This window comes from Aliikangiella sp. G2MR2-5 (assembly GCF_015687155.1).
Classification (GTDB): Bacteria; Pseudomonadota; Gammaproteobacteria; order Enterobacterales; family Kangiellaceae; genus Aliikangiella.
The window spans coordinates 52,365-66,593 of sequence record NZ_JADPQF010000007.1; the positions used below are offsets into that span (position 1 = coordinate 52,365).

General features: G+C 42.9%; 8 protein-coding genes. 2 read left to right on the plus strand and 6 right to left on the minus strand.

The window, feature by feature from the left end:
* Window positions 1–79: 79 nt before the first annotated feature.
* The 3 genes from IYN84_RS18420 to IYN84_RS18430 form a co-directional block, all read right to left on the minus strand.
* On the minus strand, window positions 80–3,160 hold the full coding sequence (locus IYN84_RS18420) for an Ig-like domain-containing protein (RefSeq protein WP_196140741.1): 3,081 nt from the start codon (window positions 3,158–3,160) through the stop codon (window positions 80–82).
* Window positions 3,161–3,277: 117 nt separating this feature from the next.
* The gene (locus IYN84_RS18425; protein WP_196140742.1) at window positions 3,278–4,288 is read right to left on the minus strand and encodes a hypothetical protein; all 1,011 of its coding nucleotides are present in this window, start codon (window positions 4,286–4,288) and stop codon (window positions 3,278–3,280) included.
* A 523-nt stretch (window positions 4,289–4,811) separates the two neighbouring features.
* Window positions 4,812–5,300, minus strand: coding sequence for an FKBP-type peptidyl-prolyl cis-trans isomerase (locus IYN84_RS18430; protein ID WP_196140743.1), 489 nt, complete (start codon window positions 5,298–5,300; stop codon window positions 4,812–4,814).
* 202 nt (window positions 5,301–5,502) lie between these two features.
* Between IYN84_RS18430 and IYN84_RS18435 the strand changes: the two genes are divergently transcribed.
* Complete coding sequence (locus IYN84_RS18435) at window positions 5,503–6,132, plus strand: 2OG-Fe(II) oxygenase (RefSeq protein WP_210330700.1); 630 nt, start codon at window positions 5,503–5,505, stop codon at window positions 6,130–6,132.
* Between the two features lie 198 nt (window positions 6,133–6,330).
* On the opposite strand, the gene IYN84_RS18440 is transcribed toward IYN84_RS18435, so the two are convergent.
* The gene (locus IYN84_RS18440; RefSeq protein ID WP_196140745.1) at window positions 6,331–8,772 is read right to left on the minus strand and encodes a prolyl oligopeptidase family serine peptidase; all 2,442 of its coding nucleotides are present in this window, start codon (window positions 8,770–8,772) and stop codon (window positions 6,331–6,333) included.
* Between the two features lie 486 nt (window positions 8,773–9,258).
* On the opposite strand from IYN84_RS18440, the gene IYN84_RS18445 reads away from it, so the two are divergent.
* Window positions 9,259–11,169 (plus strand): M6 family metalloprotease domain-containing protein, encoded by a 1,911-nt coding sequence (locus tag IYN84_RS18445; protein ID WP_196140746.1) that lies wholly within the window; start codon window positions 9,259–9,261, stop codon window positions 11,167–11,169.
* 137 nt (window positions 11,170–11,306) lie between these two features.
* Here the strand turns inward: IYN84_RS18445 and IYN84_RS18450 are convergent, their stop codons facing one another.
* On the minus strand, window positions 11,307–12,038 hold the full coding sequence (locus IYN84_RS18450) for a hypothetical protein (protein ID WP_196140747.1): 732 nt from the start codon (window positions 12,036–12,038) through the stop codon (window positions 11,307–11,309).
* Between the two features lie 91 nt (window positions 12,039–12,129).
* Complete coding sequence (locus IYN84_RS18455) at window positions 12,130–13,989, minus strand: PKD domain-containing protein (RefSeq protein ID WP_196140748.1); 1,860 nt, start codon at window positions 13,987–13,989, stop codon at window positions 12,130–12,132.
* Window positions 13,990–14,229 lie beyond the last annotated feature (240 nt).

Consider the following 14,229-nt stretch of genomic DNA (forward strand, 5'->3'; position numbering starts at 1 on the left):
CCAATATTTGTTGTATTAAATAAAAAAGGGCCAACGTTAAAGTTGGCCCAATAAACTATCGAAAATAATGAAGTGATAATTAAACGTTTTTACGTCGTCTAACACCTAGCAATGGGAGTAAAATCAAAGCGAAGAATCCAATGCTTCCGCCACCACTTCCAGGTTTGGCTTTGACTTCTACAGTCACTTTACCTCGAGCAGTACCACTGACTGAATCCGAAATGGTATATTCAAACTCCTCAGTACCGACAAATCCAGCGTTTGGCGAATAGGATATTTTGCCATCAATGATGGACGCTGCGCCGCCTCCTGAATAATCAACTGCAGTTAGAGTCAAAGTATCATTATCAACATCGGTATCATTAATCATAACATCCAAAGGATTACGTATACTGCCTTCCTCGACTGTGAAACTGTCATTTACAGCGACAGGTGGCTGATTCGGTTTCGCGAACTCAGCGACTAACTCAGCACCGCTAAAATCAGTATAGGCGGCAGTCGTAATGAAATAGCTGCCCGGCTCAGGTGATTCGATTTCGCAAGTTTCCAAAGTTCCTGACTCTTCAGAAAAACAGATAACGTCTGACTGAGTCATTGGAATCTTGTTAAAGCCGACATAAATATCTACGTCACCTTGACCACCTGATGTCTTAATTTTTAATATTTCGACACCTGCAGGGACTTCAACATAGTAGTCACCATATTCACCTTCGCTTCCTTCAATAGCACGAGCTTCATTAGGTACTAACTCGATAGCATTGTCTTTGTCCGAAGCAGTAGTGAAGCTGAAAGTTTCAGATAGGGTTTCACCACAGGCGTTCGCAGCAGTTACTCTCCAGTAAAGCGTTGTACTTTGCGGTAGACCTTCGGATGGACGATAGTTAGTTCCGCTGGCAACCGTGCCTGTAGCGATAATATTTGCAAACTCAGCGTCAGTTGCAATTTCGATTGTGTGCTCGGCCACATATCCTGAATCTTCCCAGGATAAAGTCGTCGTGTAATCAACCGTTTCAGCACCATTTGCTGGTGAAGAAAGAGTTGAAGTATGTTCGCTGTCAACAACTCGAACTGTCGCACTTAGTTCTCTGGAGTCAACACCTTCGCTAGCACCCTGGATCTTGAAGGTATACTCTCCTGCGACAACTCCTTCACTCACAGTCACCAGCGCGTTTGACGAATTGCCCTCTGCTACCGGGTTTACAGAGAAGTCTCCACTAATACCTTCAGAAAGCTCTGCATAACTTAAGGTAACATTGCCACCAAAGTCGTTGTATCCGGTAATTGAAACCGGCATAGCCAGTAATTCACCTGAGCGACACACCGCTTGCGAACGGTTAGATGCACTCATACTAAATCCAGGATCAGTAGAACCATTACCGGTACAACCTGGAAACTTGAAGTTAGCAACATTTGTCTTCCACTGTGCTCCTGCGCCGCCGTGCTCAGCGGTATACCAGAAAGTACAGTTGTCAACAGGATCGACCGACATCTGGCTATAATCACCATCTCGCTCAGTTGCAATGCTGCCATCTGCTTCAACGATAGTAATTTCATCAGCAGAAACAGTTCCTTCTGCATCACCTACTCGGCGTCCGGTTAGACGAATGCTTGGAAACTGATCTGGACCAGTCGTCATGTAAGCCAAAGCCATATTACCGTCACCGTCAAGCGCTGCACCTGACATGTATCGGCTATTGTTGTCACTCGAAGGCATAATACCTTCTTGGTGGAGGGTCCATTCATCTGCGGTCTTGCGCAATTCAAACCAACGAAGGCCAGCATTATTGTCAGCAAGCTTGGTTACAAAGCTTCCGGTAATGGATTCATGGCTATTGAAGTTACGATACTGAGGTTTGTAGTTAACAACTTCTTTCAACGGATCAAGTGTCGACAAACTTTGACCGGCTTCAGGTTTTTGCTCCAAGCACCCAAAACCATCAGGACAGTTAAAATTAGAGTCAAACTCGGTAACTTCTATATTTTGCGGTCCTTCTAAAACGCTATTGTCGGGATTTTGAAAATCCGGGGTAAATGTCCACAGTTCAAGGAAGTCTCTTTCACCATCGTTTGAGCCAGCATTGTGCAATTCATCATCACGATGACGAATGAATAATCCAGGCGTTCCATCGGCAGGAGGATTCGCACCGTCAGCATCGATTGGGGAAATCGACTGAAAGCCAAAACCAGCAAGAGCGGGAACTGCCTTTCTTACCATTGCAGCAGATTCACCCGCTAGCATCTTCTCACGCTCCAAAGCGTAAACAGCTCCGCCGCCTTCGTTAGCGCTCACATAGTAGTTGCCTCCCCAAACACTATATTTAGGGTAGTCAGGGAAACTCGGGGCAGCGAACTCATAAGCGTACCAACCACCGCTGACAGGATCAGATGTTCTAGAGATATAAACACAAAGCTTATTCGGACCGTCTTGCGAAAACTCGCTGAGCAGCCAGCGCTTGGCATATTCATCATAAACAATTACCGGATCACCCAGACCATCCTGACAGTCGCCAGTGGTCGCCAGGCTGTCCATATCAAAAGGATTACCAACTTTCTCACCGGTAGCCTTATTAAATATTTGCACAGTCGAACCACCGTAGGAGTTGATCGAATGGATGTAGTAGTTCTCTCCTACTTCACCAGTTGGATCCGGTGGGTTAACACCGTTAAAGTCAAACCCGGTGACGTTGACCCCTACCTCCAGGTCAGCGACCGCCTTGGCAGCAGATTTACGCTGCTTTTCAATCAAGTTACTTTGAGTTTTCACAACAGAGTTAACTGCTGGCAGTCTATCGGGTAGATCAGATATTTTTCTTGGGTTGGCGACTTTTACCGCATCACCCGGCTGCCACTCTCGAGCTTTTGGAAGCTCACGGATATCTCCGGTAAAACCTGTAGGAGATACATGGTCTACCAGGGTAGCCCCACGATATTTTTTACTTTCTACGTTATCTCTAATGACCTGGCCTTTACTCATTACTGGTTGAGCAATTTTATTGAGTCCTCGCTCAGCTGCCATTGAAGCACCGCTAAAAGTCATTAGTGAGCTAACGCCTGCACCGAAAAGGGCAATCTTTAACTGCTTCTGTAACAATGAGTTCTTGGTTTTGAAAAATCTGGCCTGTTGTTGACCATTTCTATTTTGTTCTTTTGTATCGAACATAGGGTTATCTCCTACAAACATATTAATTCATTCGCCTGGCCGGGATCTGTCAGTGACGTTTCTCAGCCATTATCATAAAAATTCCTGGTTAAAAATTAGGGTAGTTACGCTGTTTTTTTAGTCATCTTTTTTCTTTCGACTAATTCCGCGCTTTTTAGTATTTTCCTGTTCTGAATCGGTACTACTGTTTTCATCATCTGAACGCCCATCTTGCATTTCAATTATGGGATCGCCAGGCTTCCACTCTTCAGTTTTTGGTAAATCCCTGACATCGCCTTCAAAGCTGCTTGGAGTACTTACACTGGAAGAAGCCGATTCTTTAACATGAATAGTTACTGTGTTTTGTCCTGAATGAGCCGTTAGCAAGCGAGTGCTTTCTTGTTGAGTAATCTCGAGCACTGGGGTGGATGAAGCTTCGATTAATTTTTTTACCGAGGGGCTATCAGATTTTATCTGAACACCTGAGCTTGCTTTAATGTCTATCAAGGTATCTGCATCATAATAAATATCAATTTCTCCACTCTGTGAGTTCAACTGATATTGTTTTTTCTTATTGCGAGGACCAAACCTTTCACCTTCCCACTTCAGTACATGAGCACTAATTGCGCCCGAATTGGTCTGTGCAGAAATGGTTCCTCGGCTCGCTAATTTAATTTTTCCAGAGTCAGACGAAGCCACAATATTGGATTGGTGCTTTTTGGCTTTGATATCACCAAAACTGGTTTTTATCTCCAGACTAACGTTTTCAGGAACATATACTCCCATATCCATACGAGCAATACGGTTGCCATGTGCATCTTGCGTATCACTTTTGTATAAAACTTCAATATGGAGAACGCCTGATTGTTCAAAGGTCTTGACTTCAGGTTCTGGCGCATCAGGTCCAACTAGCTGAATTACACCTGACAACATAATGTTGCCTTGCTTTGAACTACGAGTTGTAATATTTCCGTATTCATTGACAACAACTACTTTTTTCTTTTCGGGAACATTACCCGACCAGCTAAATTTATTAAGCTTTACATCTGACTTTGTGTATACCTTTTTTACTGCGTCCTGTGAGCAGGCCGTTAGTACCCCAGCCAAGATAAGATTGATTAAAATAAATTGCTGAACAAGTCTCTTCATTACCGCTACACCTGTCTGATTCAATGTGTCTAAGTTCCAATATAGAGATTATACACACCTGTATCTTTTATGTTTTGTAGCGGTAATGTAGCCTTTTGTAACAAATTTAGGTTTTTGCCAAAAACTACCAAAAGATTAATGTAAAAATTCACACTACAATAAAAAAAATGTGTACTAATTCTGATATTTATTTTTTGGAGACGTGAATATTCACGCAAAAAAAAATTGTTGAATAAGATTTTTTAGAAAGGAAATTTAAAAAGCATTTTCAAATGCTTTCAGACTGGTTAAGTAACAACCAGTCATAAGGGTTCCAGCGAAGAGTTTAATGCTTGGTAAAATATGGGTTATTATCCGTTGCGTTTTTAACCGGGCTCGAAAGAAAGGCTAAATTATCTTCTGATTGATACAGCTGCATCCAGAAAAGTTGAAGCAGGAGGTCTCCCTCCTGTTAATTCGACAATTTACTTGTTGATAGAATAAATAGTCGATGTTGCTAGCGACCACTTGTAGAGCTCTTTATTTATTCATTGATAGCCAACAGCTCAATATCGAATATGAGCGTGGAGCCGGGTTCAATTTTGCCAGCTTTGCGGTTACCATAGGCCAGGTCAGCCGGTATAAAAAAGCGCGTTTTGTCACCGACAGCCATCAACTGTACACCTTCTGTCCATCCCTTAATTACCTGATTTAACCCAAAGCTAAGCGGCGCCCCTCGCTCCACAGAACTATCAAAAACAGAGCCGTCAATCAGGGTTCCGTGATAGTGAACCTTCACTCGATCGCTTGCTTTGGGATTTACACTACCTTCACCTTTTCTTAACACCAGATATTGCAGTCCCGAAGCGGTTTCAACAACTCCGTCTTTAGTTTTATTTTCTGCTAGAAACGCGGCTCCAACTTGCCTGTTCTTATCCGCTTGCTCGCTACTTCCCTGATTCTTATAAAAAAAGTAAGCAATTGCCACGATCAAAAGAACTGCCAGAATGACTTTGTCCACATTGGATTCCATTTTATTACCCTGTTTAGCTATATAGAAAGATTGAATTTAGATTAACAAAGTCTGCGATTTTAGTTAATCCTGCAGGCAAATCAAGGTTGGTCATCCTTAAGATAAAATAGTTTTGTTTTACTCACCATTACCAGCAGACTATCTTGTGCAGCCAAATTGCCAAACTGCCTGAATTATGACCCTCCAGCTGCAAGTCTCAGAAATGGGTATTTGTTATCCCCCCTCGTTATTCTCACAGATTGCTGGCGATATCTGTAGCAAAGGCTATTCCGTTGTTGAAAACGCTTTTGACCAGTTTTCTCTGCAGCAACTTAAATCTTTCGTACTTGAACAAGAGGCCGATAAGTTTCGTGAAGCTGGTATTGGACGTAACGAACAACACCTTGTTAACCAAAGTATAAGACGAGACAAAATACTATGGATCGAAGGAAACTCTTTACAGGGAAAAATGTGGTTAGATTGGGCTGACCAGCTTAAAAGCCAGATAAATCAGAATCTTTTTCTAGGTTTAAATTATTTTGAAACACATGTCGCTCATTATGCGTTAAACGATTTCTATCGACTTCACACAGACTCATTTAGGGGTGCAAACAACAGAATATTGACTGTCATTCTTTACCTGAATGAAAACTGGAAAAGCGAAGATGGTGGTGAGCTGGTGATTTATCCGTCAAAGCACGAAAAGCTCAAAATAGCTCCTCGTTCAGGAACCTTGGTCACTTTTCTGAGCGAAGATTTTCCACACGAAGTGCTCCCGTCAAAAGCAGATCGTTATTCTATTACCGGATGGTTTCGACGCTCCAATCCTCAAATTCAGCCTCACTGCGTCTAGACAGAGAACTGGTTGCAATATTCAATCATTCTGCAGATAAGGACCAATTATTTGTCCACGATTCGAGTGTATACATTAAACAGGCTTTCCTGTTATTCGACACATTGTCGAAGCTTTCTCACCCAAACAGCCCGACATCATTGCCGGGCTGTTTCAGGATTTATCTGCTTTCACGCAAAAGTTTTGCTTCAACGATAACTATTTTGCGTTTGAAAGCTGACTTTGTTTTGGTTTCAGATGCAAATCCAGCCAGCGGTCCTGTTCCCAGAGCACATGCAAGATACTTTCTTTGGCCCGGTAACCGTGACTTTCTTTAGGCAACATGACTAACCTCACAGGCGCCCCCAGCCCCTTTAACGCATTAAAGTAACGCTCGCTCTGCATTGGGTAGGTTCCAGAATTATTATCATCATTGCCATGGATTAACAATAGAGGCGTTTTCATTTTGTCTGCGTGCATAAAGGGAGACATCGTATAATAGATATCAGGAGCCTCCCAGTAACTCCTTTCCTCACTTTGGAAACCAAATGGAGTCAAGGTACGGTTATAGGCGCCACTTCGAGCAATCCCTGCGGCAAAAAGATCAGAGTGAGAAAGCAGATTCGCAACCATAAATGCACCGTAGCTATGACCACCAACTGCAACCCGCTCCCGGTCAATCAGGCCTTTCTCATCGACCGCGTCGATAGCCGCTTTAGCATTGGCAACAAGCTGAGTTCTAAACGAGTCATTAGGTTCTTCTTCACCTTCGCCAACAATAGGAAAAGCAGCATCATCAAGTACAACATAGCCTTTTGTTACCCAGTAAATTGGCGAGCCATAATAGGGATAGGTAAACTCGTTCGGATTTTGAGTATTTTGTGAAGCACTGGATTTGTCTTTAAACTCTCTGGGGTACGCCCACATCAACATGGGATACTTTTCACCTTTTTTGTAGTCCAGAGGCAAATACAGAGTTGCAGATAATTCGAGTCCGTCTTCTCTCTTATAGTCAATTACCTGCTTCTCAACATTTTGTATGCTCTTGAATGGATTTTCAAAATGGGTGATTTGAGTTAGCGCCTGTTTTTGAGAATTGAGTGTTCGAAAATAATAATTGGGGTATTCGTTTTTGGACTCAATTCTAACCAATAGTCGGCTTTTATCGGCTTCAAAATCATAAAGTCTCTCAAGCTTATCGGTATAACTTGAGTGATACAATCGGGTCAGTTTTTGGTCATTAAGCGACAAACTGTCCAAAAATGGAAACTGTCCTTCTTTGCTATGCCCAGCCCCTAGCAAAAACAGGCTGCCATCCTGTATTGCCAGAACAGGTCGAGCAAACTGGTTTCTTTGAGTGACAAAACTTCCAGGGTCACTGTAGCGATCCTGGTAATTTCTATCGAAGAGTATGCGCGGTTGTTTACTATTGTCATTCGGAGCGAACAGATAGGACTTGGTGTTTCGGTTGTTCCACCAGTAATCCTGCGCAATTGCAGTGTTGTTATCTCCCCAGGTGATGCGGTAGAAGCGATTAAAGGTTTTAATCAAAGGGCGTCCTTCACCTTTAAATGGTGCTGAAAGCTGATAAACCTGATCGCGAAACTCTACTTCTTTCGCCGGATCACCACCGTCGAGTGCCTTAACATAGATTAATGTTGCGGCTTCGTCTTGTCGCCAGCTCACTTCTCGACGGCCGTCAATTACTGCCATAAAGCCTTTTGGCAAGTCTTCAACTAAAGGTGTATCGGCTATCACGCTTACCAGATCTGCATCAATATCATAGACACTGGTACTACTTGCAAAACGATAATAAGGCACCAGATAAGAAAAAGGTCGCTTTACTTCATTAACCAAAACGTACTTTCCGTCTGGCGAAATAGATAGATCACCATACATTGCGGTATCCAGCCAGCGTTTACTTTTTCCCTTTAAAGTCACTTTATAAAGTGTTGATAACGCTAGTTGTTCAAAATTAAACTCATCATCTTTATTCTTGAGCAAATCCTGATAAGTACGATTTTGCGCTTTCTTACCGTCACTGACAGAAATCGTAGGGCCATTTGGAACAGCCGAATTGGTATCAATTAACGCCCTTTTGTTTTCAGGTACCGCCTTAACTAATAATGAGCGACTGTCGGCAAACCAGGTTATTACATTTCCTAAATTCGCATTGAGTGCCATTTTGGACAAACGCTTTGCTTTAGCTTTAGCAATATCAAGGTACCACAACTCTACTGCGGTTTCCGTCGTATGAGTAAATGCCATTTTCTTCTGATCAGGCGACCACTGAAAATTCGCCAGACGAGCATTTTCAGGTATGCCTTTGACTGTAATGGTTTTACCATCAACAAGATGTTTGATTTTCATCTCATTATAGTAGGTCACTCGGCTACCAATATTAGTTACCGGGTCAATACGTAAACCGGCAAGCCGCATTTCTTTTTTGGAAAGATCACTTATCGACTTATAGGTATCTCGATAAAGCATCAGCATATTTTCTCGTTTGTCGTCCATAAAGGTACTGGGTGCAAGCTTGATATCTACCAGATCGAGAATTTCGCTGGGAGGCTTTTGATAACCCAGAGCTGTATCGCTCCAGGCATTAAAAGAAGCTACCACCAGAATGGCAGTAGCGAGAAATTGCCAAAGTCTACTCATAGTTTTTTCCTGACTTATTTATTATTTGTAATGTTAGTTTTATTTGTAATGTTAGTTTTATTTGTAATGCTAGTATCGTTTGTAATGGTAAACATCCCTGCATCCAATTTTTTACTATCCCCCACTAAGATTCAATAGAAGAAGCGACCAAAAATTAATTTAAGCTTAAATCTTTCTCAATTAAATTGTAAGAAAATGCATATCGAACCGGTAAATTCAGTTCCCTCACTTTCACAACCTCTTCATTTTTTGAACCGGTGTTAATTAAAAAAAATAAGTGTAACTATTTTACAATTCAAGAAATTTAGCCGCTTGAGTGATAAAAAAAGTCGTTTTTTTACTATTTATAAAACCGAAATCTCGACCAAAATCTTTTGGCGAGATAGGCAAGCCTTTGGGCCCGGGCTTAGTCATCTCAGGAAAATAAATAGGAGTTAACTTTTCATTTTCTTCTTGAATGAGAAGATTCAAAATTAGGACTATATAATGAAAATCAAAACAAAACTTTCAATACTTGCCGGTGCTATTGGCTTATCTGCACAAGTCGCCTTTATGCCGCTCGGTCATGCTATTCCAGCGAATCCGAACCCTGTATTCGACACTCAGCCAGATGGTAGCGTTGTCCAAATACGAGTTAAAGGTGATGAGCATTTTAACTGGAATGAGGATCAAAATGGATACACTATCATCCGCCACAAGGGTTGGTATAAATACGCCAAACTCAATAGCAAAGGAGCCCTGGTTGCATCAGAACACATCGTGGGCAAAGCCAATCCTAAAGCACTGGGACTTCAAAAACGCCTTTTGCCTGCCGCTAAAGTTCAAGCAAAATCCTCAAAGCGAGTAGAGTCATCGACCAGTATTCAAGGAATAACTCCTAGTGGAGCAGTAAAAAATCTGGTTGTGATGATCCGCTTTGCAAATCACACCGGAAGAAGTCTTCCTTCAGTCGCTGATGTTGATGTTCTGTTCAATGCTGTCGGAGGAGACGCAACTCTCGCACCAACCGGTAGTGTTCGCGACGTTTATCTCAAAAACTCCTACAACCAGATGGAACTCAACTCTGATGTTCAGCCCTGGATTACGGTGTCAAATACCGAAGCTTATTATGCGAATGGTCAATCTGGTGATCAAACTCTGTGGGAAGCACTTAGAGAAGCGCTCAGCGAACTCGATAAAACTGTCGACTTTAGAGATTATGATTCGGACGGTGATGGTAAAATCGATGCAATCGCTTTCCTCCATTCTGGCTACGGTGCTGAATGGGGCGGAACCGACGTAGACGGAACATCATCTGCAGACCGAATCTGGTCGCACCGCTGGTCGATGCAATCACAAGCCTGGACTTCAGAAGAAGGGGTTACCGTAAACGATTACCATATCAGTCCGGCGCTATGGAGTACTTCCGGTTCAGAAATCGGCCGTATTGGTGTAATTGCTCACGAAACGGGCCACTTCTTTGGCTTACCTGATCTCTATGATACAAACGGTGGTGGTGCCGGAATTGGTTCCTACGGCTTGATGGCTAACTCATGGGATTTCCAGGGCACCCAATACTGCCCACCTCACTTTTCGCCGTGGAGTAAAACCCAGTTAGGTTGGTATTCTCCACAGGAAATTAGTGCGTCGGGTGAATACTCCTTGAGACAGTCAGAGCAATACCCCGATGTTTATAAAATTAGTCAGGGCTTTCCAAGCGGAGAATACCTGCTGGTTGAAAATCGACAAAACTCGGAGTTCGATTGTACTTTGCCACAAGGCGGTCTGGCTATCTGGCATATCGATGAACAAGCAGGATTTAATACTGAAGGCTATCCTGGGCAGGCACGTTGGCCACAAAATGGAAACCACTACCGCGTAGCTTTACTTCAGGCCGACGGCGCTTACGATTTGGAACAGGCTAAAAACCGCGGTGATGCGGGCGATGTTTATCACGGCTCTGTAAGCAATGCGATTGGTGAAGGTCCTGGCGGATATCCTAACACTGATACCTATCAAAATGGCATCGTTAATCAAACCGGTAATTCACTGACCAATATCAGCTTGTCAGGTTCAACCATGACCTTCTGTCTCAATGGATGTGGTGGTAGCAGCGGTTTGATGGCACCGACCAACCTGACCGCTTCAGTACAAACGTCCGGCAAAGGTAAAAATGCGACAAAAACAGTCACTCTGAATTGGCAGGACAATAGCTCAAATGAAGACAACTTCATCATTGAACGCTGCCTGGAGAGTGGTAAAGGCAAGTCAAAAACTTGTAACTTCTCTCCTTTGGCAACAGTTGGTGCCGATAGCACCAGCTTTAGCGATGTTCCTGGTTCCGGCACCTTTAAGTATCGAGTTAAGGCAACAAACTCTAGTGAGCAGTCTGACTACAGTAATGAAGTTAAGATCTAAGCACATTGCAAAAAGAAAAAGCCATTCATTCTGAGTGGCAAATAAAATATATAGAGTGATCATTTGCGCCGTATTTTACGGCGCTTTTTTTATCATCGCATTTGGTATATCGCTGCTTACTATGCGAACAATATTGTTTAATCGGCTTTTGCGACCATTAGCGGAAAAGAAGCAAACTTCTTCACTTCAAATAATTTTTCATCTCGTTGAATAGCAACCGATGCAAAAATCTGTTTATTGCCCGCAGTCCAGATATCATGATTGTGAGCATTTAGCGAAACCATCACCATATTGATACCCGGCCTGAATAAACTTTGCGGCAAGTGAGTGTAACGCCCATAGATTCGTTGAATTTTTTTACCATTGACATAAAGGTGAGCATGTCCAGAAATAATTTCTTTACTACTTCCTTCAAACTCGGGAGGCCCAATATTGAAACTGGCAGTTTTCAGATGAAGGTTAAAACCTGATTTTTTATCTCGATATAGCGCTATCTCCAGATTAGGTACAGCCAAATTATCAGGAACGACAACAGGATTATGATCATGAATCATCGCCATTCCACCAGGCATACCTGACATAGCCGATGCACCTGACATAGCTGACGCACCTGACATAGCTGACGCACCTGACATAGCTGACGCGCCTGACATAGCTGACGCGCCTGACATAGCTGACGCGCCTGACTCGGCTAAATCATCAGAGATACCAGACTCGCTGGAGTTATCCAGAAGTTTCGAATCAGTTTTGTTAAAACTACCGGAAGTAGTTACCTCGCTTTTATCTTCTTGCTCTACCGCAAAGCTTTTGCAAAGTATGAACAAGAAACTTATTCCGAACATCACTATCAATAAAACTTTACCCTTCATCTTGTTCACCTCGAAAATTTTTGGCAAAACGAATCTCGTTTATTCCGATTACTTCATCTGAAAAATGAAAACTAGTATTCAACAAGCAGCCTTATTGACAACTGGCAATTCCGCCGGATGGTAGTTCGCCATAAAACTCCGGCCCCACCTGATATGGAAAAACAGGGAGCAACTGACCACTAATGTCTTCCACGGTGATATGGTAGTGATATCCGAAATTTCCATGCTGGTGTCCGTTATGCTCATCAAGATACTGCTCTCCGGTTGCAGTTAAACTTGCATCGTAATAGAAGTCTTCGAAATAAATGCCTCCGGAGGCTTGTATAGGATTGCCCGACTGAGAGGTTACTGTGTCGCTGGTGGCTGGACCTGAGGATACCGAAGTCGTTCCTTTAGAAAGGTCATATGGGTCTACCAACTGACAGCTTCTTTGCCCTGAAGCACCACAGCCGCTTGCTGAATTGGCATTATCATAGTCTCGTAAAACCCAGGCGGATTGAGCCAGAATACCCTGGGCATAGTAGGGACCATGAATCGGATATCCATCCGCCGCAAATCCGTAAATGGGAGAATGTTTGGAACCATCATCCCCCATCAACTCCTGTAAACACTTTGAAAACATGTGATGATGATAGTCCCCTTCTCGCTGAGCGTGTCCCAGGCAGATATCGACATCGTAGACTTCAAATTCCGGCGCAAGATTATTCCAGACATTCTGGTTGTTATAACTCTGTCCATCATCCCAGTTGTACACAGAAGTACCATTTAGCATGACACCGATGGGTCCCAATCCGGTACTGCAAGAATCAGATGATGGCTGTGGCTCGGTAGGTAACTGATTACTTTTGCTTTGATTCGAAGGACAAGCCGGTCCCGGAGGCCAGTAACCTAATTCACATCCCACTCTGTCAATGACATAGCCTACACTTTGTCCAAACAACACAATATCGCCGATATCAACAATGGTTTCACCGCCAGAATTGCTAAAATCACTCGCCGCGTTAGGTCGACCGTTTAAATTGTCAATATCCTCCGGAGTGATAGTCACTGAATAATCAGGAATACCGGTTGCGGTAATTGCGACAAACTCTTCACTATTTTGGCTCGTGGTTGCAACCGACTGAACATTGACTAATACCCCTTGTCCTCCTTCCTTGATGTAACTTGATCTTTCACTATTATTGATCCACCAATGTGCAGCATTAATAATCAGCAGATCTGACTCAGAATTAAGTTCTCCATCGTTTACTACAAGTGAAATTACGTAGCTTCCTTCGACATCAGGAGTAAAACTGGGACTACTGGTATTGGAGCTTAAAATCTCCGCATCACTATCAACCGGCTTTTCTTCCAACGACCATATATAGGAAAGGACATCACCATTGGCATCACTGCTTTGACTAGCATCTAGCGTCATGACTTTTCCGGTGTACGCAATTTTGTCGTTCCCCGCATTGGCGTGTGGCGCGACATTTTGCCCTGGTTCGTTTGCAACAATAGATACGCTGTCAGCAGAGCTTTCCAATTCACCATCACTGACAACAAGTTGAATGATGTAGGTTCCAGCCCTGTCAGCATAAAAAGAAGGTGCAGAAGTCATTGCATTGTCCAGATCAGCGCTACTACCCTCTGGCAAACTGGTAAAACTCCATTGATAGGTAAGTGCATCTCCGTCGGGATCGTTACTGTTTTCCCCGCTCAATAAAACTGTATCGCCAGAAGTAACGACTTGATCTTCTCCCGCATCTGCCGAGGGAGCAGAATTTGAAACTGCCTGACTGGCATTATCCTGATTGCTATTACTAATTCCGCCACTACCACAGGCAGTTAGTAAAGCTAATGCAAAGCAGGCTGATAATATACAAATATATTTGGGTAACCAGCGCAAACTCTGGTTGTTGTTTTTATATATCCGAATGTCGGTTTTATGAAAAGACTGAGAAAAGCTCATTAATTTCACCTCTGATACAGCAGAATAAGGGTAAAGTTAAGCTTATCTTTTAAAACGAAGCTAATGGTGCAAACAAAGAGGAAAGGCTTAAGCAAATGTGAAAGAAGTGTGCAAATCCGAATGTTCTTTTGGCGAATTAAGCTAAATCGATTAAAGTAATAGTTAATTAACCTGAAAATCTGTGTAAATTGAGTTGAAAATTAGCATCCGTTTTAAGACATTTTTAGCTATATCGCTGAC